Annotated in this window: 18 protein-coding genes; 13 read left to right on the forward strand and 5 right to left on the reverse strand. The window is 63.8% G+C overall.

The features are described 5' to 3' along the window. Nucleotides 1-14: 14 nt before the first annotated feature. The 5 genes from yidC to ACR65K_RS11575 all read left to right on the forward strand — a co-directional run bounded on the left by yidC (nucleotide 15) and on the right by ACR65K_RS11575 (nucleotide 4757). On the forward strand, nucleotides 15-983 hold the full coding sequence (gene yidC, locus ACR65K_RS11555; RefSeq protein WP_056336001.1) for a membrane protein insertase YidC: 969 nt from the start codon (nucleotides 15-17) through the stop codon (nucleotides 981-983). Further along, complete coding sequence (locus tag ACR65K_RS11560) at nucleotides 983-1546, forward strand: Jag family protein (protein ID WP_056335998.1); 564 nt, start codon at nucleotides 983-985, stop codon at nucleotides 1544-1546. Before yidC ends, ACR65K_RS11560 begins: the two co-directional genes overlap by 1 nt. Nucleotides 1547-1566: 20 nt before the next feature. After that, a complete protein-coding gene (gene rsmG / locus ACR65K_RS11565) occupies nucleotides 1567-2217 on the forward strand; it encodes a 16S rRNA (guanine(527)-N(7))-methyltransferase RsmG (RefSeq protein ID WP_440152921.1) in 651 nt (216 codons plus the stop codon). A gap of 89 nt (nucleotides 2218-2306) precedes the next feature. Continuing rightward, nucleotides 2307-3389, forward strand: a complete 1083-nt coding sequence (locus ACR65K_RS11570; RefSeq protein ID WP_440152922.1) for a ParA family protein — start codon at nucleotides 2307-2309, stop codon at nucleotides 3387-3389. A 66-nt stretch (nucleotides 3390-3455) separates the two neighbouring features. Beyond that, nucleotides 3456-4757, forward strand: a complete 1302-nt coding sequence (locus ACR65K_RS11575; protein ID WP_440152923.1) for a ParB/RepB/Spo0J family partition protein — start codon at nucleotides 3456-3458, stop codon at nucleotides 4755-4757. A gap of 4064 nt (nucleotides 4758-8821) precedes the next feature. Here the strand turns inward: ACR65K_RS11575 and trxA are convergent. From trxA to ACR65K_RS11600, 5 genes are all read right to left on the reverse strand, one after another. Then, entirely contained in the window at nucleotides 8822-9148 is a 327-nt protein-coding gene (gene trxA / locus ACR65K_RS11580) for a thioredoxin (protein ID WP_440152925.1), read from the reverse strand. A gap of 37 nt (nucleotides 9149-9185) precedes the next feature. Next, nucleotides 9186-10142, reverse strand: coding sequence for a thioredoxin-disulfide reductase (trxB, locus tag ACR65K_RS11585; RefSeq protein ID WP_440152926.1), 957 nt, complete (start codon nucleotides 10140-10142; stop codon nucleotides 9186-9188). Nucleotides 10143-10396: 254 nt separating this feature from the next. Then, the gene (locus ACR65K_RS11590; protein ID WP_440152927.1) at nucleotides 10397-12097 is read right to left on the reverse strand and encodes a discoidin domain-containing protein; all 1701 of its coding nucleotides are present in this window, start codon (nucleotides 12095-12097) and stop codon (nucleotides 10397-10399) included. Nucleotides 12098-12260: 163 nt separating this feature from the next. Beyond that, the gene (murJ, locus tag ACR65K_RS11595; RefSeq protein WP_440152929.1) at nucleotides 12261-14402 is read right to left on the reverse strand and encodes a murein biosynthesis integral membrane protein MurJ; all 2142 of its coding nucleotides are present in this window, start codon (nucleotides 14400-14402) and stop codon (nucleotides 12261-12263) included. Nucleotides 14403-14462: 60 nt separating this feature from the next. Next, a complete protein-coding gene (locus ACR65K_RS11600) occupies nucleotides 14463-14963 on the reverse strand; it encodes an NUDIX hydrolase (RefSeq protein WP_056335973.1) in 501 nt (166 codons plus the stop codon). 208 nt (nucleotides 14964-15171) lie between these two features. On the opposite strand from ACR65K_RS11600, the gene ACR65K_RS11605 reads away from it, so the two are divergent. The 8 genes from ACR65K_RS11605 (at nucleotide 15172) to ACR65K_RS11640 (ending at nucleotide 24743) form a co-directional block, all read left to right on the forward strand. Continuing rightward, complete coding sequence (locus ACR65K_RS11605) at nucleotides 15172-16680, forward strand: CCA tRNA nucleotidyltransferase (RefSeq protein ID WP_056335970.1); 1509 nt, start codon at nucleotides 15172-15174, stop codon at nucleotides 16678-16680. Further along, nucleotides 16677-17261: a histidine phosphatase family protein gene (locus tag ACR65K_RS11610; protein ID WP_018769863.1), complete on the forward strand. Its 585-nt coding sequence runs from the start codon at nucleotides 16677-16679 to the stop codon at nucleotides 17259-17261. The genes ACR65K_RS11605 and ACR65K_RS11610 overlap by 4 nt, the downstream gene beginning before the upstream one ends. A gap of 156 nt (nucleotides 17262-17417) precedes the next feature. Beyond that, entirely contained in the window at nucleotides 17418-17552 is a 135-nt protein-coding gene (locus ACR65K_RS11615) for a hypothetical protein (protein ID WP_268760611.1), read from the forward strand. A gap of 355 nt (nucleotides 17553-17907) precedes the next feature. Then, the gene (locus ACR65K_RS11620; RefSeq protein ID WP_268760610.1) at nucleotides 17908-18036 is read left to right on the forward strand and encodes a hypothetical protein; all 129 of its coding nucleotides are present in this window, start codon (nucleotides 17908-17910) and stop codon (nucleotides 18034-18036) included. A 48-nt stretch (nucleotides 18037-18084) separates the two neighbouring features. Beyond that, a complete protein-coding gene (locus ACR65K_RS11625; RefSeq protein ID WP_056335967.1) occupies nucleotides 18085-19545 on the forward strand; it encodes a glycosyltransferase family 87 protein in 1461 nt (486 codons plus the stop codon). Next, nucleotides 19538-20977, forward strand: coding sequence for a phytoene desaturase family protein (locus tag ACR65K_RS11630; protein ID WP_440152930.1), 1440 nt, complete (start codon nucleotides 19538-19540; stop codon nucleotides 20975-20977). Before ACR65K_RS11625 ends, ACR65K_RS11630 begins: the two co-directional genes overlap by 8 nt. 69 nt (nucleotides 20978-21046) lie before the next feature. Then, entirely contained in the window at nucleotides 21047-23035 is a 1989-nt protein-coding gene (locus ACR65K_RS11635; protein WP_440152931.1) for a penicillin-binding transpeptidase domain-containing protein, read from the forward strand. Nucleotides 23036-23060: 25 nt separating this feature from the next. Continuing rightward, on the forward strand, nucleotides 23061-24743 hold the full coding sequence (locus ACR65K_RS11640; RefSeq protein WP_440152933.1) for an ATP-binding cassette domain-containing protein: 1683 nt from the start codon (nucleotides 23061-23063) through the stop codon (nucleotides 24741-24743). The last annotated feature ends 14 nt before the right edge of the window (nucleotides 24744-24757 follow it).

Raw genomic sequence — 24757 nt, forward strand, 5'->3', positions numbered from 1 at the left:
GAATAGGGATAAGTATGGACTTCTTTGGAACAATCATGGCCCCGTTCAAGTGGCTGGTTTCCATCATCATGATCGGATTCCACGATGGCCTGAGCGCCATCGGGATGCCTGCTGCGAACGGCTGGACCTGGACGCTGTCCATCATTGGACTCGTGCTGGTGATCCGTGCCGCACTGATTCCGGTATTCGTCAAGCAAATCAAGGCCCAGCGTGGCATGCAGCTGCTGCAGCCGGACCTGAAGAAGCTCCAGGACAAGTACAAGGGCAAGACCGACCAACTGTCCCGCCAGGCCATGGCCCAGGAACAGATGGCCATGTACAAGAAGCACGGGACCAACCCGTTCTCGGCCTGCCTGCCCATGCTGATCCAGATGCCGTTCTTCTTCGCACTGTTCCAGGTGTTGTCAGGAATCACTGCAGCGCGCCAGACTGGTGCAGGCATCGGTGCCATGAGCCACGAGCAGGTGGTGCAGTTCGATGAATCCAGCATTTTCGGCGCCCCACTCTCCGCATCCCTGTTGCATGGTGGCGGCGGTAACCAGGTTGCTGTGTGGATCCTCTCGATCATCATGATCCTGGCCATGACGGCGTCGCAGTTCATCACCCAGAAGCAGATCATGGCAAAGAACATGTCCGAAGAGGCCATGGCCAGCCCCTTCATGCGCCAGCAGAAGATGATGCTCTACATCCTGCCCCTCGTCTTCGGCGTGGGTGGCATCAACTTCCCCATCGGTGTCCTCATCTACTGGACCACCACTAACCTCTGGACCATGGGCCAGCAGTTCTTCGTCATCCGCCGCATGCCGACGCCGGGATCCCCCGCAGCCAAGGCCCTCGCCGAACGCCGTGCCGCCAAGGGCCTGCCGGCCCTGTCCGTCCTTACCGGCAAGCGGGACGAAGCAGCCGACACCGCTGGCTCCTCCGCAGTTGAGATCAAGGGACAGCGCGTCCAGCCCCAGCGCAAGAACAGGAAGAAGAAGTAATGTCAGCCGAGAGCACCGAGCACGCCTTCTCTGAAGAGATCGAAGATCAGGACGAGTCCGTGAACCAGGATGCTTCGTCCCCCAAGGGCTCCGCCGCCAGCCGCCTCGAGGAAGAGGGGGACGTGGCTGCAGACTACCTGGAGGAACTGCTGGACATCGCCGACATCGACGGCGACATCGACATTGAGGTCCGCAACGGCAGGACGTACATCTCCATCGTGGCCGAAGAGGAGTCCGTTGGGCTCGAAGGCCTGGTTGGCGAAGACGGCGAGGTCCTTGAGGCCCTCCAGGAGCTCACCCGGCTGGCTGTCCTGTCCGCCACGGAGAACCGTTCCCGGCTTGTCCTGGACATCAACGGCTACCGGCAGGAACGCACCGGCCATCTGCAGAAGATCGCCGAGGATGCTGCAGCGTCTGTCAAGGAGACCGGCAAGTCTGTGGCGCTGGAACCGATGAGCGCCTACGAACGCAAGATCGTGCACGACGCCGTAGCCGACCTCGGCTTCGTGAGTGAGTCCGAGGGCGAAGGCGCCGGACGCCACATTGTTGTTTCCGCAGACTAGAGAATGCTGACCCGATAACCATGGTTGACATCACGGCAGCAGAGCTTCGCGCTGCTGAGAAGATCTTCGGCGACCGCCTGGAACTGGCCAAGCGCTACGTGGAGCACCTGGCCACGTCCGGGACGGAGCGCGGCCTGATTGGGCCGCGTGAGGTTCCGCGCCTGTGGAGCCGCCACGTGCTCAATTGTGCTGTCATTGAAAGCGAGATTGCCCAGGGAAGCCACGTTGCCGACGTCGGAAGCGGCGCCGGACTGCCGGGGCTTTGCCTTGCCATCGCCCGTCCCGACCTTGAGCTGACGCTCATCGAACCGCTGGAGCGCCGCGTGATCTGGCTCCAGGAAGTGGTCGATGATCTCGGCCTGGACAATGTCACCGTGATGCGCACTCGTGCTGAGCTGGCGGTCGGGCAGGTGGAGGCTGACGTGGTGACGGCCCGGGCCGTATCCGCTTTGTCCAACCTTGCCGGCCTGACCATCCCGCTTCTTGGCGGCCACGGTGAAGTGGTGGCCATCAAGGGCCGGAGTGCGGGCGAGGAGATCGAAAAGGCGGCCAAGACCATCCGCAAGCTGGGTGGTGTCGAGACCTCCGTGCTGACCGTCGGCGACCATCTCCTGGAGGAGCCCACCACGGTGGTCCGCATCGTGGTGAACAAGTCCCAAAAGAAGTCCTAATGCGGGCCTGCTGACGGCTGTCAGCAGGCCGGAGCGGTTAGGCTAGACAACGGCAGCAAAATTGGCTGAACGAGAGTGAGTGTGCCCCAGTGACCAGTAGTGAAGCCTCCGCACAACGGATCCCACCGTTTGTGTCTTTGGGGTCGGCACGTTCTGTCGCTGGGTCGGGGTTGGCGGGGAGTGCCATGGCTCCCGGACGCGGCGGAAATCACCCTAAAACGGTTGGTTCAGCCGCCTCTGCTGGAGCAGTTTCACGTGAAACAACCTCTGGCGCTCGTTCAAACGTTATTGATGCCATTGATGACTCAAGCCCCATCGCGCGCGAACTTGCACACGAGACCAAGCGCCGCGAACGGCTGGTGGGCCGCCAACTGCCCCGGCCCGATAAAACGCGGATCTTCACCGTTTCAAACCAAAAGGGCGGCGTCGGCAAGACCACCACAACCGTGAACATTGCCGCGGCACTGGCGGCGGCTGGACTGAACGTTCTGGTTATCGATATCGACCCGCAGGGCAACGCTTCCACCGCGTTGGGAATCGAACACCATGCCGACGTGGACAGCATCTACGATGTTTTGATCAATGACGTCCCGCTGGCCGATGTTGTTGCCCCGTGCCCCGATATAGGGAAGCTCATCTGCGCCCCGGCCACCATCCACCTTGCGGGTGCCGAGATCGAACTGGTGTCGCTCGTGGCCCGCGAACAGCGCTTGCGCCGCGCTATCGACGTCTACGCGAAGACCCGCGAGAAGAACGGTGAAGAGCGCCTGGACTACGTGTTCATTGACTGCCCGCCCAGCCTGGGCCTGCTGACGGTCAACGCGTTCTGTGCAGCCAGTGAAGTGCTGATTCCCATCCAGTGCGAGTACTACGCCTTGGAAGGCCTGAGCCAGCTCCTCAAGAACATCGAGATGATCCAGAAGCACCTCAACGCTGACCTCGTTGTTTCCACCATCCTTCTGACGATGTATGACGGCCGCACCAACCTTGCGGCACAAGTCGCTGCGGAGGTACGGCAGCACTTCCCCGACCAGGTTCTTTCGGCCGTGGTTCCGCGGTCGGTGCGCATTTCTGAGGCGCCCAGTTACCAGCAGACGGTCATGACATACGATCCGTCCTCGAGTGGTGCACTGTCCTACCTGGAAGCCGCTGCTGAAATAGCGGAACGCTAAAATCTTCATTACCGCAACGCACGGAGCCAGGCTGGTCCGGGGCTCTACCACTGGAGGGATTTACCCATGAGCGAGAAGCGACGGGGCCTAGGCCGCGGTCTTGGCGCGCTGATTCCGAGTTCCGCCGCAACTAATGGGGCCGGCAACGGTGGTGCGGTATCCCGGCCTGTGGATTTGTTCTTTCCGGAAGGCCGTAAGAAGACCGAGCCGCTGGAAGAACCTGCAGTCAACAGCGCCAACGTACAGGACAAGGACGTCGCTGCCGCGGGGACGCGACCGTCGTCCGCAGCTGAAGCAGCTTCTGCCAAGCCGGATTCGGACAAGACTAGTAACGATAAGAAGTCCGCTCCTGCAGTTGATGAGGCTCCGGCGAAGAAGGCTCCTGCCAGGAAGGCCACTGCGGGCTCCAAGGAGAAGCCTGAACCCTCCCCTGACGTGGAATCCGCCGCTGCCACCGAGGTGAACGGGGCTCCTGCGGCAGAGAACCGGAAGCCTGCCAAGACCGACCCTGCGGACACGCGGTCAGACTCCGGCGTTGAGCTGGTGGAGGTTCCCGGTGCGCGGTTCGCAGAGATTCCCGTGTCCGATATCCATCCGAACCGCAAACAGCCCCGAAATGTCTTCGATGAAGATGACATGGCTGAGCTGGTGCACTCTGTCCGCGAGATCGGTGTCCTACAGCCGATTGTTGTTCGCACATCAACCGAAAACGATAGTGAACCGTACGAACTTGTCATGGGTGAGCGCCGCTGGCGCGCCGTGCAGGCAGCGGGGCTGGATACCATTCCTGCCATCATCCGCGATACGACGGATGACGATCTCCTGCGGGATGCGCTGCTTGAGAACCTTCACCGCAGCCAGCTGAATCCCCTCGAAGAGGCTGCTGCCTACCAGCAACTCCTGGAGGACTTCGGCACCACCCATGAGCAGCTGGCAGACCGCATCGGGCGTTCCCGTCCCCAGGTATCGAACACGCTCCGGCTGTTGAAGCTTCCGCCGCTGGTGCAGCGGCGTGTTGCTGCAGGTGTGCTGTCAGCGGGCCACGCCCGGGCTTTGCTCTCCCTACCGGATGCTGCTGCCATGGAGCGTCTTGCGCAGAAGATTGTTGCCGAGGGGATGTCTGTCCGCGCCACGGAGGAGGCGGTGACCCTCTACCAGGATCCTGCCAAGCCGGCAAAGAACAACATTCCGAGGCCCGGTGCACGGCATGAGCGCCTGGACTACCTCGCATCATCGCTCTCTGACCGCCTTGATACCAATGTCAAGATTTCCCTCGGGGTGAGGAAGGGGAAAGTCAGCATTGAGTTTGCCAGCGTCGAGGACCTAAACCGAATCATGGATGTACTTGCACCTGGTTCCACCAACTAACTCCCCCGCGAAAGACCCGATTCATTATGAATCGGGTCTTTTTCTTTTGGTGTTGTCACCAAGCCCGTCCGAGTGCCGCTGGTGTCGTGTTCTTGCCACGCTCGTGTAGTTCCTTGGGCCGGCATCCGTGTCGAACAACGAAACCTTGGTCAACTACGCGTCTTCGTCCGTGGAACCTTTGGGTTCCAGGCTCTATCGGGCAGCCTCAACTAGACAACGGGTGCGTTCAGAATGCCTCGCTTTGGCCAATGAGCGGTCCTCACTGCCGCTTCCGTGGCCGTCGGCACTGATCTTATACCTGCGCGGCCTCTTCATATCAGAGCTTGACCATCCCCTATGATGGATTTACGGCCTGCTTTATGGTCACGCCTCTATAGTTGCAGTCCAGAGCAGCCCGCTAGGACCAACGTGTGTGGTTCCTGTTTCACGTGAAACCAATGTCCTGGACACCCCAGGCAGACGGCGGCAGCGGGATCGATGTGTCATTCCCCGGCATTTGGCCAAGCCGATGGGATCAGTCCGTGCTGGTACCCAAATCAGAACGGGCCTCGGCGTATTGATGCTTCGGCAAGGGGCTTGACCAAGACTTCATCTGTATCGCAAATACGCCCCACACAGCCTTCATCTTCTGCCCGCGCTGCGAATGCTGCATCTATTCTTGCCTTCTCACAGGCGTGCGCGCCGTTCTAACACCTACTCGCAGGGCCAGGGCGACATAGCGCTCCCGGGCGCACCAGGTGCATACGGAGGCGATTGAGGGTCCTGCGGGCTAACTAACTGGCGCAGGTTTGGCAGTCGATGACATGTGTGGCTGAAGGGGACGGGCACTGGAGAACTTCCCGCCTCCGTGTGACGGGGCTGTTGTTCCCGACGCTGTGCTCCGACGTGTCCGCGATTCCCTTGGATCTACACTGATGCTCAGGTCCTGTTGGTACAAGTAATCACTAAGCCGACTCACCTCTGCGCCCGAGGTGCAGATGACCGGGGTCCGAATGATCGGCTATGGCACGTTCGTAGGATCGATTTACGGCTTGCCGCAGAGCCAGAAGAGATGTGGGCCTTTACTGACGATGATCACCGCGGCGCGGGCGCTGGTACCGGCAAAGATACCGGCGCCCGGCGAATCCGGCCCGCAGACTCTCGTTTCACGTGAAACGACGATGCCGAGAGCGGCTTTCCACACTTGCGATAGCCGAAGCAATCGGTGGCGCGTTCGTCGGGACTGGCAATTGTTTCACGTGAAACGGCGTGTACTGCGATGGTGATCTTGAACGGGAGGGATTGCTTGGTGGGCAAGGAAGATTTTCTCAGTAGCTTGATGCACTTGATTCCATCGCGACTATAGCTCTCGGCTTGTCCGGCGCTTGTCGTGCTCTCTTACATCCCAGCCACAGAAGGTTTGCTCATCCATTCGCCTGTCCCCTGGTTTAGCAGCCCCTGATAAAGGTGTTGGGCCGGCAGCTGGCCTCGATGGTGCGAGACCTTCGCTTGCGGTGGGACCGCGGTTGGCGGTCGTGTGGCAGCAGAGCATGATTCCTCGCCGGGTATGCGCCATGTCCGGCGACTGTGGCAGCCAAGTGGCTGCGTCGTGCAGCGACACCTTCGTTTGCATCGGTCCACCGCGTAATCGAACTGCGAGGCGCAGAGGGCAGGGAGGTGGTAGTGACTCTGTCCAGTGAGCAGCCAACGGCGTAGTTGGTGCTAGTGTGCTTCGGCCTGATCTCCCGTGGGCGGCGTCGACCTCATCAGGTCCGGGCTTGAAAGCAGCGGACGCAGCTGTAGAAGATTGTCGGTGGGTTTAGGGGACGCAACGTCTGGTTCCCCTCCCTGGACATGCGTTCATGAGTATGCGAGCACCCCGAAGCGCCGGACGCGTGTGCAATGTCACCAGTGGATATCCCTGTGGATAGTGCTGTGGACAAGGATGTGCATAACACCCAACGCACGCGTCAAAGGACCGACCGCCCTCGGCCGCTATGAGCGCAGCGCTGTCGCGTGCGGGTACTCCGTGATGTTCCAACCGACGCGACGTTTCACGTGAAACGCGATTGCAGGCACAGCGCAGGGTGCTCCTCGGCTTCGACGCAACCGCAAATGGGCGTTTCTCGGGCCGGAATAGGTTGAGGTGACCAATTGGTGTGGCACTGATCACCGAGCAACGTCTTCCACTGTCCACCGAGTGTCTGGTGCTGTTCGGATTTCTGCCAAAGCTTCAACGTAGCCACAATGACGGCCTGCTGCGGCAGTATGTGGATAAGTCTGTGGACATCTTTACGCTGCAGTGTGGATAACGGTGTGGATATGGATTGCCATCCCGGCCATAGTCGGTGCTCCTTCGAAGTGGACGGGGCCGGCTAGGGGATACCGGTAGATGCGTCCTTGATCCTAAAGGACCATCCCGAAGCCTACAGTTCGAGAAGCGTCGAGCTTCATTGCACGTCCCTGGGAAGACCCGCATATCCCTCTGGACGGATGGCGGGATCATGTAGCGGCCTCCAAACCTCTATTCATTCAATCGGCGTCAGCAGTGCTGGCCTTGCCCTGAGACCCTCGTGTCATAGATCAGCTGAGGGCCGCGGGATCCTGCAAGCTTCCTTCTTAGCTGCAGATCTCGCGCCTTTGCCCGCACCGGTATGTGTGTTGCGGAAAAGACATACCCCTCGTCATTGCACCGCGCAGGGTTGTCCTTATGCGGAATTTCATGACGTGCCCCGCTTGGAAGTGGGCATGTCCTTCTTCCCCATGGGGTTGCCGGGAGCTATTGGTATAGCCTGTGGTGGGTGGCCGCTGAGGGAAGGCGCTTGGGCTCCGCCGTATCGGCGCTACAATCCATCGCGAGCGTTTCACGTGAAACATGTCGTTAGGCGTCGATGTTTCACGTGAAACGGCCGATGATCGGGATGGCGGGTAGCGCGCTGACGAAGCACAGAGGCAAACGTCGAGGCCAGGAGGACGTCCTCCCCCAAACGCCTCGGCATCCGCGCGGACTATGGCTTGCTGGCGCCAAGCCCTTCATCGCTTACCGCACGTCAGACTGTGCATGCCAACTGTCCACTTAGAATTGGCTATTGGCCGTGGGGAAGTTCATGGGACAACCTCCGCATCAATGGCTGAAAGAGTATGTGGAGTGGCCTTGGTCCCTGCCGAATTCGGCTGCGCCCAGCATCGTAGGCACGACGTTTCCTGGCGCGTCAAGACACTGCAGCAGTCCGTGGTCTCCATAAAAGAGAGTTGTCGGCATAGATCCTCCGTCGTCTCGATTTCCTCCACATCGACTTTGGTCCACCGCAGGTTCCCGGACAGCCAAGGCACCCACGTCAGGCGGTAAAAGGTGTGCCGGACAACGTTGCGGAGCAGCGGCTGAAATAGTCATCCCCACGCGTCCGCTACCTCCATGGCCAGCCAGCGGCGCTAGCCCGGGACTCCCTGGCTTGCCGAGGCCCATGGTTTCGAGCCTATGCGTGTGGCATGCCGAACCGCAATTGCCTGTACACTGGCTTGATGGGCAGCTGACCGTGGATTAGGGTGCTTTCCCTTTGTGTCCTCTTCTTATCATTCTCACGGAGCATGCCTTGCGAACCACGAGCTACAGAGCGGACCGGCTCCCCGTTCCGATTGGACGCGGTGGGCATTGTTTCACGTGAAACCATTCCGACAGCGATGCCATCCCCGATCGCTTTGTTGGAGCTTTAGCCCGGCAAAACCAACCGCAGGCCACGTAGTAGCGCGGCCGGAGTAGATATCGATCGAGAATCTGAGTAGCTCGTGCCACTTGCCTTGATCCTTCGGCTAGTTTCCCGGGGTCGGATGGGGCTGACACTCATCCCATTCTTCACCCCAGGCAGCGCCCGTTCCCCATTGACCGTGTTGGTGGCCTTAGCTCGGACGAGAAACACAGGTTCTGCCAACTCGAAGTAGGGAGAAGGCTAAAGGCCGCGCTAGTTTCACGTGAAACATCACTGGCAACCGAGCGCGCGCATGGCAGAAACAAGAATGGCCACCGCTGCGGGGCGGTGGCCATTCTTCTATGTCACACTCCCCTGCTTCGTACCAGGGTCAATCACTTACGAAAGAACGTCAGAGAATTCCTTCTCAAAGAACTGCTTCGGCTTGGCACCGATGACAGTGCTTTTCACTTCGCCGCCCTGAAAGAGGTAGACGGCCGGGATAGAGGTGATTCCGTATTCAGCGGCAATGGCAGGGTTGTCATCAACATTTACTTTGACGACGTCCACCTTTTCGCTGTACTCGACAGAGATTTCGTCCAGAATGGGGCCGAGCTTGCGGCAGGGACCGCACCACTCGGCCCAGAAATCCACGATTACCGGCTTATCGGCGGACAGGACGTCGTTGCCGAAACTTGCGTCAGTTACATCTTTAGCGTTGCTCATAACCTTATCTTTCTCTTCGGATATCAATGGGCGCAGATTATGCCGGCAGGTCTGCGAGGTAGTGTTCGACGTCAATGGCCGCCACGCAGCCGGAACCGGAAGCAGTGATGGCCTGACGGTACGTGGGGTCCACGACATCACCTGCTGCGAATACGCCGGGGAGGCTTGTCCTGGAACTGCGACCTTCCACGGCGATGGTTCCCTCGGGGGTCAACTCGAGGACATCCTTGACGAGGTCGGTACGGGGATCATTGCCGATAGCGACGAAGACACCGGTGACTGCGAGCTCCGAGAGCGAACCATCCAACAGGTTCTTCAACCGAAGACCTCTCACTTTATCGGTTCCCAGGACATCGTCCACGGTGCTGTTCCAGACGAACTTGATCTTCTCGTGGGCGAGTGCGCGGTCCGCCATGATTTTGGAGGCCTTCAGCGAATCACGGCGGTGGACAACCGTTACTGATTTCGCGAACTTGGTGAGGAACAGGGCCTCTTCCATGGCCGAGTCACCGCCGCCGATAACCGCAATGTCCCGGTCCTTGAAAAAGAAACCATCGCAGGTTGCACACCAGCTAACACCATGGCCCGAGAGACGCTTCTCGTTAGGCAGACCAAGTTCCCTGTAGGCAGAGCCAGTGGAGAGGATGACGGCTTTCGCCTGGAAGGTCTCCCCCGTGGCGATGGTCACTGTCTTGACCGGACCCTCGAGCTCCAGTGCAGTGACGTCCTCAAACTGAATCTCGGTCCCGAAGCGCGCCGCCTGCTTCTCGAAGTTTTCCATGAGGTCCGGCCCCATGATCCCTTCAGGAAAGCCGGGGTAGTTTTCCACGTCGGTGGTGTTCATCAACTCACCGCCGGCGGTGACCGATCCTGCTAGCAGCAGAGGCTTGAGGTTCGCCCGGGCTGTATAGACGGCTGCCGTGTAGCCCGCCGGGCCTGAGCCCACAATGATGACGTCGCGAACGTCGGACGCCGTCTTCTCTTCGATGGTCACTGGACCGTGAACCTCTTCCTTGTTCGACTCGCCTCCCGGTGGAGGCCGGCCACATGGCACAACTGTGCGCGCGTGCTGAATATTCCAGCGCCCGGGCAAGGTGAACCATCGGGGAAGACGGGAGACCAGCCGTCACAGGGCGCTTTTTCCAGACTACCTTCCCGTTGCGGCTGCGCGGCGGGCAGCAGTAACAGCAGCAGTAACACCCAGGGCCGTAACGACGCGTGTTACGGCCCTTGCTGGTGAGATCTTTGCTACTGGACCTTGATCTCCGCCAACCGGAGGCCGTAGCCGTAGCGGGTCTTGGGAGCCGCCAGCTTGGGGAGTGAATTGATGGAGACAATCACGTACTGTGCCTGGACCGGTTCCGGGAGCGGCATGTTCAGGTCAGTGGAGGTGAAGCTGTTGGTTCCTACCGCCTTGGCTCCGTCCATGGAAGGCCGGTCATTGGTGTAGACGGTGATGTTGCCGCCCGACCCGCCAAGCTGGGAGAGCGTGATGGAAGAGACAGTGGCAGTCCCCTTGAGCTTCACCACGAGGGGAACGCCCTGCGGCGCCAAGCCACCCCAGTTCTCGGTGGCGAATTCCATGTCGGACCAGTAGCTGGCGGCGTTGCCGTCGTAGGCCTTGACCAGATCGCGGTCGAAGGTTGCGGCAAAGTCGAAGTTCCCCTGCCGGCTGACACTCTCGATGGCCGGAGGAACTGCAGGCGGGGCAGACGGTGCTGCCTGCGTTGCAGGTGCTGACGCCTGGGAACTGGTGGTCGCCGGGGCGGCTGTCGGCTTGGCCTGCGGCTCGGAGGTGAAGAGGCTGCCGAGGTTGGTTACGGCGAAGATCAGGCCTGCGATCAGCACGACGGCCAGGAGGCCGCCAACCAACCAGCGCATTGAACGGGGCTGGTTTTCGGACTCATCACGGTCATCGTCGTCATCGTCACGGTCGGCGAACGCCACGCCGGCGGCAGCGGGTGCCGCCGCACGGGCGAAGAAGGCCGGCTTGCCCGTTGCGGGAGGCTGTTCCCGCGGGGATTCGTGAGTGTCCTCGTAGTGGTCCTTGTCCTCTGCCTGCGCATAGTCGTCATCGGACCACAGGGAAACCTTTGGCGTGCGGTCCTCTTCGGAGGGCTGGACCCGCGGCTGGGGTGTGCTCGTGGCAGCCGTATCGTTGGGACCCGTATCTGCGTCCGCGGAGCCGGCGCGCGCCTGCAGGGATGGGTCATGAGGGGCGACAGGCTGTGCGGCAGTGGCATCCGGATCGATCCGGGAGGCCCCGCCACCCGCCTTCGAGGCCGCCGCACCAGCAGCCGCCGCACCAGCAGCGGCCGCACCTGCAGCACCCGCACCACCGGCAGCGGCCCCACCGGCAGCGGCGGTCCCGACACCGGAACCTTTACCGGAACCCGCAGCGGCTGCGCCGTTGCGTCCGGGCGCAGCGGGCTGCTGGGACTCGGGGCGGGCAGGAGGCCTAGGCGGTACTGCGGGAGCGGAACGGTAGGGATCAACCTGGCTGGGGTGCGCATCGGCGTAGTTGATGTATCCGGCGTCGACGTGGTCTTCCTCGTCGTACGGCTCGGGTTCGTGCGACCGCGGCTGGCCGAAGATCTCACTGCCCAGGGTGTCCGTGAAGAACGGTTCCACATAGGGCGGGTTGGGCGCCACTGCCAGGTCCAGCAGGTCTGCGGCAGAAGTGTGGTTGGTGATGAGGTAGGTGGCGTCCTCGGTGACGCCAAGGTCCAGTACCTGCACGGTGCCGGGGCGTTCGCCCGTGGCGACTTCGCGGGCACTCTGGGCAACCTGTTCGGTGTTTTCCGGTCCGGCTACCAGGATACTGACCGGGCGGTTGAGGACCTGGTCCACACCGTCCAGCACCAGATCGTGGTCGTGCGAGGCCAACACTGTGGCGGTGACCTTGTAGCGGCCGCCCAGTACTGATCCGACATCGATCGGGTTGGACACGTGTTCCTCCTAGACTGTCCGGGATTGCCGGTCTGGTGACGCAACCGCCGTTCGGGTGCCGCGCATGGCAAAACCCCGAATGCAACTACCCCTGTACCTGTTCGATCCTAGCCGATCCGCCCCAAACGGCCGTGGAGAAGACGTGAGCCGGACCGGATGGGGCTCACTTTTTCCGCTTGCGCCGGGTCTTGAAATACGGGTTCTCGCCGGGCTTGCCTTGGTAGGTGCGGCGGCCGGGAAGCGGGATCTGCTCCTTGAGCAGGCCGCCCCGGGCGGTGCCCGGTTGGTCCTCACCCGGCAGGTAGGCGCCTTCGGCACCTTGCCGCGCGCCGTCGTCGTACGTTTCCTGCCGCCGGGAACCGTGCTCCGGATCGGGGCCGGCACGGAAGGAGACGGCGTCAAATTCGCCTGAAATCCGTGGGATAAGGCCGGTGTCAACGGACGTGGTGGCACGCTCCGGGCGGTGGCTGCGCTCCCCCTCAGCACCTTCACCGTGAGCGGGCGACGGCGTGTCCCCGGCTTCCGGAGCAGCGGCCTGGCCGCCGCGGCCAAACCTGCCCAGCAGGGGCCGGAGCATGTCGGTGAGCTCCGAGACCCGGAACAGCTTGAGCAGGAAGAAATAGACCACCAGCATGACGGGGCCCACCACAACGACGGTTACCAGCGCGGTGAGCCGGTTCTGCCAGGCGAAACCGTCCGGGTTGTAGCTGCCCATGAGCCACAGGGCGCCCGCACCGGCGATTGCCGAGCCAAGGGCCGCGTACCCCATCCGAATGTACGAGTTGGCAATCCGCGGGCCGTCAAGGTGGCCCAGCATGCGCCGCAGGAAGAACGCGCTGATGACCACGGAGAGGATGTTGCCCACCATGTAGAGGACGGCGATGGCGTAGATGATCTGGCCCACCGGCAGGAACTGGATGGCAAAGGCGCCGGCCACGTACACCACCGCGAGCAGCAGCTGGACGTAGAACGGCGTGCGGGCGTCCTCGTTGGCGTAGAACACGCGGGACATCATGAAGTTGGCACTCATGAACGGGGTGCTGAGGGCCAGGATGGTCAGCGTCTGGGCCAGCATGACGCCGTCCTGCCGCGAGCCGCCGGAGAAGAACATCCCCAGCGGACCGGCGAGGGCAAACAGCGCCAGGGCGCCGAAGACGGTGGCTACGGCCATGGTCCGCAGGCCGTGGGAGAGGGCGTCGCGCAGTTCAGCGCGGTTGCCGTCCTGGGACGCCCTGGTCATGCGGTTGAAGAGCACGGTGGCCAGGGACAGCGCGATGATCGAGTGCGGCAGCAGGTACAGCTGGCTGGCCACCTCCAGGACCGCGTTGCCGGGGAGGGTGTCAGCGGAGGCGTCGCCGGCCTGCTGCAGCCGGATACGTTCGGCACCGGGGATGGTGGCGATGCGCATGACGTACAGGAAGGCCAGCTGCCCGACGGCGGCCGTCAGCAGCGTCCATACGCTCAGTTTGGCTGCGTGGCCCAGTCCCACGCCCCGCCACCCGAACCGGGGACGGAGGCCGAGTTTGAGCCGGAAGACCGGCACCAGCAGGATGGCGGTCTGGGACAGCACGCCGATGGTGGAGAACCCGGCCACCAGGAGCGTTTGGGTGGGGCCCCAGTTGTCCAGGGTGTGGGGGTTCACCTTGTTCTCGCCGAAGATCCAGATGAACATGCCCAGGCCGGCGATGGCCACCAGGTTGTTCAGGATGGGAGCCCACATGGCTGGGCCAAAGGCTCCGTTGGCGTTCAGGACCTGGGTGAGCAGGGCATAGAGGCCATAGAAAAAGATCTGCGGCAGGCACCAGAACGCGAAGGCCACAGCCAGGGCCTTCTGCTGGGGTGAATACCCCTGGGTGGTCAGTTCAATCACGCCCGGGGCCGCCAGCGTGACCAGCGCCGTCAGGCCGAACAGGAGCAGGACAGCCAGCGTCAGCAACCGGCTGATGTAGTCCGCTCCCCTGTCCGGGGCCTTGCTGGCCTTGATGATCTGCGGGACCAGTACGGCGTTGAAAACGCCGCCGGCCACCAGGAGGAAGATCAGGTTGGGCAGGTTGTTGGCGTTGATGAACGTGTCATTGACCGTTGAGCCCAGGCCCAGGGCGGTACCGAGCATCCAGGTCTTGCCGAAGCCCAGGAAACGAGACACCAGGGTCCCGGCAGCCATGATGGCGCTGGAACGGGTCTCACTGGCCCCCGCTGCTGCGGGCTGGGCCAGGTCCGGAGCCGCCGGCTCCGGAGGCACCCCGTCGGGTGCGGCGTCATCGGGCCGGCCGGACCGGTCTGAAGGAAAGTTGGTAGCTGACATCGACTTCATCGTCTCACCCACCGGCACTTAACGCCGCAATGGCGACGGCGGCGTCCGGGCTTAGAGGTGCCCGGGCAGGACCTCGCGGGCGAGGTCGGCGATGCGGCGTTCGTTGGGGAAGGACAGCTTCCGCGCAAGTTCCTGGATGGGCACCCACGCCACATCCACGGCTTCCTGGTCGGGATCGTTCTCGATGGTGAGTTCGCCGCCCGTGGCACGCAGGAGGTAATGGTGCACGGTCTTGTGGACCCGGTGCCCGCTGACGGTGAACCAGTAGTCGATACTGCCAAGCGGCGCCAGGATGGTGCCCTCGATGCCGGTCTCCTCGGCAATTTCCCGGACCGCGGCCTCTTCGTTGTTTTCCTTGCCCTCCGGATGCCCCTTGGGCAGGCACCACTCGAGCCGTCCGCCCCTGTTAAGGCGGGCGATGATCGCAACCCTCAATTCGGCGTCGGACGTATCCACCACAACGCCGCCGGCCGAAACTTCCTCCACTGTGGGCAGCGACGCCGGTGCCGATTGCTGGGCAGGGGCAACGTGCGCCCCAATTGCCGACGGCAATGGTGCGTTCGTCCTCCTGCCGGGAGCGCTCGGTACTGGATGGGCCATGGAGTCCACTCTAACGACTGTTGCCCTCCCGTGATGACCGGAACATGACACCAACATGGACGGGATATGACGCACTTTCCGGCGGGGAACCTCAATCCGCGCGGATCGTGACGCTTTTTTGGACTGCCGCGGCGCTGGTTTCTGCCAAGCTTAAGGAACTATGTCGCACGCACATCACAAGATTGATTCCCACACTGTCGACTTCAAGGTGGACCCGGTGGTCCTGGAGCTCGGGCAGCGCTTCGTGGACGCCGGCCACGAGTTGTCCCTGGTGGGCGGTCCGGTGCGCGACCTGTTCCTTGGCCGGACCTCCCCCGACTTGGACTTCACCACCGATGCCACCCCGGACCAGACCGTGGCGCTGATCAAGAAGTGGGCGGACAACTTCTGGGAGATCGGCCGGGCCTTCGGCACCATCGGCATGCGTAAGGCCGGCTTCCAGATCGAAATCACCACCTACCGGGCCGAGGCGTACGATCCCGACTCCCGCAAGCCCGTGGTGGCCTTCGGTTCCTCCCTGACCGATGACCTGCTGCGCCGCGACTTCACCATTAACGCCATGGCCTTGAAGCTGCCTTCCATGGAGCTGGTGGACCCCTTCGGCGGCGTCCGCGACCTCCACGCCTCCGTGCTGGCTACCCCGGGCGCGCCGGAAGCGTCCTTCTCCGATGACCCCCTCCGGATGATGCGGGCCGCCAGGTTCGCCGCGCAGCTGGGAGTTTCGGTCTCCGACGACGTCCGGGAGGCCATGACGGGCATGGCGGACCGGATCAGGATCATTTCCGCCGAGCGCGTGCGGGATGAACTGGTCAAGCTGGTTTGCGGAGCCCGGCCACGCGTGGGGATTGACCTGCTGGTGGACACCGGGCTGGCTGAGCATGTGCTGCCCGAGGTTTCCGCCCTGCGGCTCGAATCCGATGAGCACCACCGGCACAAGGACGTCTACCAGCACTCCCTCCAGGTCCTGGAACAGGCGGCAGAGCTTGAAACCGACGCGGAGGGGCCCGTGCCCGGCCCGGACTTCGTGCTGCGTTTCGCAGCATTGATGCACGACGTCGGGAAGCCGGCGACGCGCCGCTTCGAACCGGGCGGCGCGGTGAGCTTCCGCCATCACGACATGGTGGGTGCCAAGCTCACCAGCAAGAGGATGAAGGCGCTGCGGTTCGACAATGACACCATCAAGGCCGTTGCACGGTTGGTGGAGCTCCATATGCGCTTCTACGGCTACGGCGATGCGGGCTGGAGCGATTCCGCCGTCCGCCGGTATGTGACCGACGCCGGCCCGCTGCTGGAACGGCTGCACCGCCTGACCCGCTCCGACGTCACCACCCGGAACCAGCGCAAAGCCGAGCGTTTGGCCTTCGCCTATGACGACCTCGAGGCCAGAATTGCGGCCCTCCGCGAACAGGAGTCTTTGGACGCGGTGCGCCCGGACCTGGACGGAGCCCGGATCATGGCCCTGCTGGACATCAAGCCGGGGCCGGTGGTGGGCCGCGCCTACAAGTTCCTCCTGAATGAACGGATGGAATATGGACCACTGCCCACCGAAGAAGCCGAGGCGCGGCTGCTCCGCTGGTGGGGCGAACAGCCTGAATCCGCACCTGCCGCACAGGGCCCCGAAGCCTCTCCCGCCGTCGTCGAACCTTCCCCCGTTGAGGAGTCCAAGTGACCAACCCCGCCTTTGCCCCGCGCCCCCAGCTCTGGATCCTCCGGCACGGCGAAACCGAATGGTCCAAGAGCGGGCAGTACACCGGCCTGACGGACCTTCCCCTGACGGTGGAGGGCGAGCAGCAGGCGGTGGAGGCCCGCAAGGTGCTGGACGGCGTCGACTTCGACCTGGTGCTCACCTCACCGCTCCGTCGGGCTCGGCGGACGGCCGAACTCGCCGGCTTCCCTGATGCCCGGCATGAACCGCTGGCCGTCGAATGGAACTACGGCGATTACGAGGGGATCAGCTCGGACCTGATCCGCAAGGACAATCCCGACTACCTGATCTGGACACATGGCGTGCCCAACGGTGAGACGCTCGACGAGGTGGCGGCGCGGGCGGACAAGATCATCGGCCGGATCCTGGAATCCGGGATGGACAACGTGCTGATCGTGGCGCACGGACACTTCTCCCGTATCCTCACGGCGCGCTGGCTGGAATTGCCGCCCACCGAAGGCCGGCATTTCATTCTCGGCACGGCGAAAGTCTGCACACTTGGCTGGGATAAAAAGACCCCCGCTATTGTGCGCTGGGGCCTCTAATCCCCCTTATTCAAAAAGTTTTCTCCTTTTCCCTGGAATTGCTGGTCTTCCCTGGAATCCTGGGGTACCTTTATTCCTGACCCCGCGGCCATCTGCCAGGGGTCATAGACCGCATTGCACCCCACGCAGCGGACAGCAGAAAAGGAGGTTGGGATAATGATGACTTTGACTGGCGAATGGAATGCCCCCATCAATGCATTCCCGGCCTTTGCTGATGACGCATGCGTGGCTTCGGTCAACTCCGGTTTCCGCCGGGCGGCGGCCCTCCCGGGCCTGCTGCGACGCCGCTAAGAGGCGCCGGCTTCCCGGACACCCGCTCCGCGCGGCCCGGGCCGGGAATGCGTCTTGGCAGGACCCTCAGGTTTCCCCGCTGAGTGTTCGGCTGGCTTTCCGCAACTGCTGCTGCCCCGGAAGCCGCTGCGCAGCCGCATAATCCAGCGTTCTTCAGAACTCTGTCCCGGGGTCGTGCTTGGCCCTTGGCCCGCGGTGCTCCGCTTCATAATTGTGCCTATCGCGCAATTCCCGCTAATCCCATCAATGGGTTTTTCTGCGCCCTAATTCGCGCCGCTTTTGCGCTGCGTTATGCGGCGCTAATTTGTTATGCGCTTTTTCGGCCATATTACAGAGAAAGGAGGTGGCTCCCTTGATGCAAAAAATCATGGGGCTCCTGTCCCGCCCCCTGCAGCGCCGCAGTTCCCTGAACACGGCCCTGCTGGAACAGCATAGGAACGACGTTTTCGTGCTCATGCACCAGCAGCTGGGCGGCCTGCGCTGACGGCCGGCCCCGATCCCGCGGGACGGGGCCGGCTGTAAGCTCGATGCCATGCACGAGACCAAGGCGCCGGACGGTGGACGACGGCCCCGAATCGTGGTGCCCAGCCGCAGCGATGCACTGTTGCAGAAATTCACCGAGGTGATCGGCGGCCCACTGGGTAGCAGGTCGGATCCCGGGGTGGTCTCCCCCGGTGTCTACTCGGTGCAACGGGTGCTCATTGTCCTCACGGCGCTGGCAGCCCTGGTGGGGATCCTGCTGAAAGGGTATTGCAGGGCCAACGGCTGGGAAACCCCCACGCAGTTCTATGCCACCTGCTATTCGGATTTCCCCGAACTGTTCCGGAACCGCGGCATGGCGGAGGGTATCTTTCCCATCCTGGGCAGCGGCAGCCAGTTCGAATACCCGGTGCTCCTCGGCTTGATCGCGGGGGTGACGGCCTGGCTGGTGCCCGGTGGAGAGGCCAGTGCGCGGGCCCTGGGCTACTTTGACATCAATGCCGTGCTGCTCGCGGCGGTGGCCATGGCCACCGTGCTGGTGATTGCCCGCATGCCCGGCCGCAGGCCCTGGGATGCCGCTATGGTGGCAGTGGCCCCGGGGATCGTCCTGGCCGGAACCATCAACTGGGACCTCTGGGCTGCGTGCCTGCTGGCATTCGGGATGTACTTTTTCGCCCGGCAGCGGCTGGTCCCCGCCGGGGTCATGATTGGCCTCGCCACTGCCACCAAGCTGTATCCGCTCCTGGTGCTGGGGGCCATCCTGCTGCTTGCCGTGCGCACGGGACGGTGGCGACCGCTGTTGGTGACCGGTGGCAGCGCGGCCGCAACGTGGGTCCTGGTCAATCTCCCCTTTGCCGCCGCCAACCCTGCCGGCTGGGCCTATTTCTTCCAGTACAGCGCAGACCGCGGCGCCGGATACAGTTCAGCCTGGTTCGCCTACAACCTGGTGGCGGACCGACTGGGCTGGTCCGGGCTTGGCGCCGGCCCCGTCAGCATACTGTCCGCCGGGTTCTTTGCCGTGGCCTGCGCAGGCATTGCCGCTGTTGCCCTCACCGCTCCCCGCCGCCCCCGCCTGGCGCAGCTGGTGTTCCTGATCGTCGCGGCCTTCATCCTCACCGGCAAGGTCTATTCGCCCCAGTATGTGGTGTGGCTCATTCCGCTGCTGGCCCTGGCCAGGCCACGGTGGCGCGACTTCCTTGTCTGGCAGGGCATCGAAGCCCTGCATTGGGCCGCGATCTGGATGTACCTTGGACAGGTGACCAGCGCAGGTTCCTCCCAGCACAACCTGGACATGCCCTACTACGTCCTGGCTGTCGCCGCGCACATGGCCGCGGTGGCGTACCTGATGGCACGTGTCGTGTGGGACATCTACGACCCCACGTACGATCCCATCCGCCGCCACCACCTCGACGATCCGCACGGTGGGCCGTTCGCCAACGCACGGGACCGGATCCGGCTTAAGCCACTGCGCCGGGCCTCATTCCGCACTTCGAAGGAGGGGACCCGTGCCTGACGTGGCGGTAGTGGGCTCGGGCCCGAACGGACTCTCGGCAGCTGCGGTCATGGCGCGGGCCGGACTTTCTGTGGAGGTCTTCGAAGCAGCAGCAAAGATTGGCGGCGGAACGCGGACCACGGAGTTGATGCAGCCCGGGTATTTCCACGATGTCTGCTCCGCAGTGCATCCAATGGCCCTGGCCTCCCCGTTCTTCCGGGCATTCGAGCTGCCCCGCAGGGTGGACCTCATCACCCCGGACGTGTCCTTCGGTTCACCGCTGGAAGGCGGCCGGGCAGCCCTGGCCTACAAATCGATGGACCGGACGGCCGAGGGACTGGGCCAGGACGGGCCCGCGTACCGGCGGCTCATGGAACCGCTGGTCCGCCATATTGACGACGTCATGGACTTCACCCAAAACCAGCTCCTCCGGATCCCCCGGAACCCGCTGGTGGCCGGCGTCTACGGACTGCGGACCCTGGAACAGGGGACCGGGCTGTGGAACCTTCGGTTCCGGGAGGAACTGGCGCCCGCCCTCCTGAGTGGGGTGGCCGCCCACGCCGTTTCCCATTTGCCGTCCCTGGCGGCCTCGGGAGCCGGGCTGATGCTCGGCGCCCTGGGGCACGCCGGCGGGTGGCCCATCCCGCGCGGCGGTTCCGCCTCCATCGCGGCAGCACTCGCGGACGACATCCGCGCCAACGGGGGCGTCATCCACACCGGAACCCCCATAGACCGGTTGGAGCAGCTTCCTGCCACCCGCGCAACGTTGCTTGACGTGGCACCCAGGGGGCTGCTGGACATGGCAGGCCCCTCACTTCCCCGACGCTACCGGCGCGCCCTTGAACGCTTCCGCTACGGCAATGGCTCGTGCAAGGTTGACTTCATCCTGTCCGGGCCGGTGCCATGGCAGGCCAGCGGACTTTCCGACGCCGGCACGGTGCACGTGGGCGGCACGCGGGCCGAGCTGGCGCGCTCGGAGAACGAGGTAAGCGCGGGACGGCACCCTGAACGGCCCTATGTGCTCGTGGCCCAACCGTCCCGCTTCGACCCCCACCGCGCGCCGGCAGGCCGGCACACACTGTGGACGTACTGCCATGTTCCCTCCGGCTCCACGAAGGACATGACCAACCAGGTTGCTGCCCAGCTGGAACGGTTCGCGCCGGGCTTCCGCGACCTGGTGGTGGAGTCACATGCCATCACCGCGGCGGAGTTGGCCCAGTACAACCGCAACTACATTGGCGGCGATTTCAGCGCCGGCATCATGGACGTCCGTGGCCTTGTCCAGAAGCCGGTAGTGTCCCCGGTCCCCTGGCGGACGCCGCTGCTGGGCGTCTACCTGTGTTCGTCGTCGACACCGCCCGGTCCAGGGGTCACGGGCATGCCCGGGATGCACGCCGCAAAGCACGCCTTGAAGGATGTCTTCAAACTGCCGGTGCCTGACCTGGGTCTCTAGGCTCCGAAGCGGCAAGGGCAGAAGACACCGGTGGCGTGCTTGGCGTCCGGCCCGGGGGATAATGGCGCCATGGGGAAATCAACAAAACTTTCGCTTGCCATAGCTGCGCTCATTCTGGGCACGTCGCTGGTGGCCTGCGACGACGGAAAGTCCGGAGCCGAAGCGGCGGCACAACAGCTGGCCAAGGCGGTCTCGACCCTGGACGTGGGATCGGTTGCGTTTGACGGCAAGGACGCCGCTGCAGCCAACGACCAGCTGCACCAGGTCTTCGCGGCCCTGGATCCGCAAAAGCCCGAGGTCCAGGCGGGCGGACTCACGCTGGATGGCGACAAGGCCTCCGCACCGTTGGACTACACCTGGAAGTTCGGCGACGCTGAGTGGAAGTACACCATCCCGGCAAACTTCAAGAAGTCCGGGGACAAATGGCTCACCGTCTGGAATCCGGGTCTCCTGGCGCCTGGCCTCGGGGACAGCGAAATTGTGACCAAGGGATCCCAGTCGCCCCAGCGTGCCGACATCCTTGGCGCCGGGGACGTCCCGCTGGTGACCTACCGTCCCGTGGTGGACGTGGGCATCGACAAGCCCCAACTGGGCGGCGCGGACCCTGCCGATTCCGCCGGCAAACTGGCGGCCCTTGTAGGGGTGGATCCCGCCGCCTACGTGCAGCAGGTCAAGGCGGCCGGTGCCCAGGCCTTTGTTCGCGCCATCACCCTCCGTCAGGAAGGCCGGACCGTCTCCGATGAGCAGATCAGCGCCATCCCGGGCGCGCGCGGCATCCCGGCATCGATTCCCCTGGCGCCGAGCAGGACCTTTGCCCGTGCCGTGCTCGGTTCGGTGGGGGAAGCCACCGCCGAACAGATCGAAGCTTCGGATGGTGGCCTGGCTCCCGGTGATGTCACGGGCATCGGCGGGCTCCAGCAGCAATACGACGAACAGCTCCGCGGATCAGACGCCGTGGTCATCCGTGCCCAACGCGCCGACCTCACGCGCGAACAAATCCAATCCGCCGGCACCGACCCCCGCCGCGTCCTCTTCCAGGTGGAACCCAAGCCGGGGACGCCGCTGAAGACCACCCTTGATCCGCGGCTGCAGACCCTGGCCGAGAGCACCCTGGAGGGAGTGGGGCCGGCCTCAGCCATCGTGGCCCTTCGGCCTTCCACCGGCGCCGTGCTGGCAGCGGCTTCCGGACCGGGCAGCAACGGCTACAACACCGCCATGCTGGGGCAGTACGCCCCGGGTTCCATCTTCAAGATGGTGGATTCACTGGCCATGTTCCGCAACGGGATGACGCCGGACTCCACGGTCCAGTGCACCCCCACGCTCACCGTGGACGGGCGGACCTTCAAGAACTCCGAAGGGTACCCGGAGGCCTCCCTGGGGGCAGTGACCCTGCGGGACGCCTTTGCGCACTCCTGCAACACGGCCTTCATTTCCCAGCGGGACGCGGTGTCGCAGGGCCAGCTTGAAGCCGCTGCCACATCCATGGGTGTTGCGGTCGAGGCGCCGAAACTCGGCGCCGAAGCCTTTCTCGGTTCCGTTCCGGGGCAGGCCCAAGGCACCGAACACGCAGCGTCCATGATCGGCCAGGGCAAGGTACTGCTCTCGCCCCTGGCCGCGGCCATCATGGCGGGCTCGGTGGCCAAGGGCGCCCCCGTCTCCGCGCAACTGGTCCTCAACGCCGACGCCGGGGCGCCAGCTGCCGGAACCACGGCCGGCTCCACTGCTCCCGCCGCCGCACCGTCCGCCACCGCCACGGCCGAGGCACCCTCCACGGCCTCTGACAAGCCGATCACGGCCGCAGAGGCCGCGTCGCTGGCAGACATGATGCGGGCCGTGGTCACGTCAGGCCACGCAGGCTTCCTCTCCAGCGTTCCCGGGGCACCAGTGGGGGCGAAGACCGGAACCGCTGAGTTCGGCACCGAGAATCCGCCAAAGACCCACGCCTGGATCGTGGCGGTCCACGGTGACCTGGCCGTGGCGGTCTTCGTGGAGGACGGCGGCCTGGGCGCCACCACCTCCGGTCCCCTGCTGAAGCAGTTCCTCACCGCCGCCGGCTAGGGACGGCCGTGGGAGGATTGACGGTGTGGCCCATATTGACGTTTCCGGCATCGACTACTTCCTCTCCGACGGTACCCAGCTCCTGAACGGGGTGACCTTCAAGGTTCCGGACGGCACCAAGACCGCCCTGATTGGGCCCAACGGCACGGGCAAGACCACGCTGTTCCGGATCATCGCCGGCAACCTGGTCCCGGACGAGGGCGTCATTGGACGCTCCGGAAACATGGGCATCATGCGCCAGTTCGTGGGGCAGGTACGGGACGGCTCCACCGTCCGGGACCTCCTGGTGTCTGCCGCTCCCCCGGCGCTGGCTGCCGCCGCCCGCGAGGTTGATGATGCCGAGCTGGCCATGATGGAGCACGACGACGAACCCACCCAGATGCGCTACGCCCAGGCCATCGTGGACTGGGGGGACGCCGGGGGCTACGACGTCGAGACTGTCTGGGATGAGGTCTGCATGGCCGCGCTGGGACTGCCCTTTGACCGCGCACAGCACCGCCCGGCGTCGACCCTTTCCGGCGGCGAGCAAAAGCGGCTGGTGCTCGAAGCCCTGTTCGCCGGCCCGGACGATCTCCTCCTCCTGGACGAGCCGGACAACTACCTTGACGTGCCCGGCAAGCGCTGGCTGGAGGAGAAGCTGAATGAGTCCAGGAAGACCGTCTTCTTCATCAGCCACGACCGGGAACTGCTGAACAACGCCGCCGGGCGCATTGTCACCCTGGAACCCGGCATCAACGGGGCCGCCGCGTGGATCCACGGCGGCGGCTTCGGATCCTATGTGGAAGCGCGGGCGGACCGGAATGCACGGTTCGAGGAATTGCGGAAGCGCTGGGACGAGGAGCACATCAAGCTCAAGGAACTCGTCAACATGTACAAGAACAAGGCCGCTTTCCGCTCCGATATGGCCAACCGGTACCACGCCGCCCAGACCCGCCTGGCAAAGTTCCTTGAGGTGGGGCCGCCCGAGGCGCTGCCCATCGAGCAGAACGTGCAGATGCGGCTCAAGGGCGGGCGGACCGCGAAGCGTGCCATCGTGGCGGAGCAGCTGGAACTGACGGGGCTGATGAAGCCTTTCTCCACGGAGGTCTGGTTCGGCGACCGCGTGGGCGTGCTGGGCTCCAATGGCTCCGGGAAATCACACTTCCTGCGGCTGCTGGCCACCGGCGGCACCGACCCCGAACGCGAGCACCTGCCGGTTTCCGATGTTGAAATCGCGGACGTGCCGCACGAAGGCACCGTAAAACTTGGGGCCAGGATCCGGCCCGGCTTCTTTGCCCAGACCCACGTCCGTCCCGACCTGTTGGGCAAGACCCTGCTGGAAATCCTGCACCGCGGCGATGAACACCGTTCCGGCCTTGGCCGGGAGGCAGCCGCCGGTGCCTTGGACGGCTACGGACTGGCAGGGCAGTCGGAACAGAAGTATGAGTCCCTCTCCGGCGGGCAGCAGGCACGGTTCCAGATCCTTCTGCTGCAGCTCAGCGGCGCCACCCTGCTGCTGCTGGACGAACCCACGGACAACCTTGACCTGCATTCCGCTGAAGCACTGGAACGGGCCATTGACCACTTTGAAGGAACCGTCCTGGCGGTCACCCACGACCGCTGGTTCGCGCGGACCTTCGACAGATTCCTGGTGTTCGGCTCCGACGGGAAAGTGTACGAGTCCGCCGAGCCGGTATGGGACGAACAAAGGGTGCAGCGGGCCCGCTGAGAGGTTGCTCCATC

Source organism: Arthrobacter sp. SAFR-179 (assembly GCF_059414945.1).

What these genes read in the sequence shown, in the direction of transcription:
- trxA (WP_440152925.1), bottom strand. Translation starts at nt 9,148, where the DNA reads ATGAGCAACGCTAAAGATGTAACTGACGCAAGTTTCGGCAACGACGTC.
- ACR65K_RS11575 (WP_440152923.1), top strand. Translation starts at nt 3,456, where the DNA reads ATGAGCGAGAAGCGACGGGGCCTAGGCCGCGGTCTTGGCGCGCTGATT.
- ACR65K_RS11605 (WP_056335970.1), top strand. Translation starts at nt 15,172, where the DNA reads ATGTCGCACGCACATCACAAGATTGATTCCCACACTGTCGACTTCAAG.
- rsmG (WP_440152921.1), top strand. Translation starts at nt 1,567, where the DNA reads ATGGTTGACATCACGGCAGCAGAGCTTCGCGCTGCTGAGAAGATCTTC.
- ACR65K_RS11620 (WP_268760610.1), top strand. Translation starts at nt 17,908, where the DNA reads ATGCAAAAAATCATGGGGCTCCTGTCCCGCCCCCTGCAGCGCCGCAGT.
- ACR65K_RS11615 (WP_268760611.1), top strand. Translation starts at nt 17,418, where the DNA reads ATGATGACTTTGACTGGCGAATGGAATGCCCCCATCAATGCATTCCCG.
- yidC (WP_056336001.1), top strand. Translation starts at nt 15, where the DNA reads ATGGACTTCTTTGGAACAATCATGGCCCCGTTCAAGTGGCTGGTTTCC.
- ACR65K_RS11635 (WP_440152931.1), top strand. Translation starts at nt 21,047, where the DNA reads ATGGGGAAATCAACAAAACTTTCGCTTGCCATAGCTGCGCTCATTCTG.
- murJ (WP_440152929.1), bottom strand. Translation starts at nt 14,402, where the DNA reads ATGTCAGCTACCAACTTTCCTTCAGACCGGTCCGGCCGGCCCGATGAC.
- ACR65K_RS11625 (WP_056335967.1), top strand. Translation starts at nt 18,085, where the DNA reads ATGCACGAGACCAAGGCGCCGGACGGTGGACGACGGCCCCGAATCGTG.
- ACR65K_RS11560 (WP_056335998.1), top strand. Translation starts at nt 983, where the DNA reads ATGTCAGCCGAGAGCACCGAGCACGCCTTCTCTGAAGAGATCGAAGAT.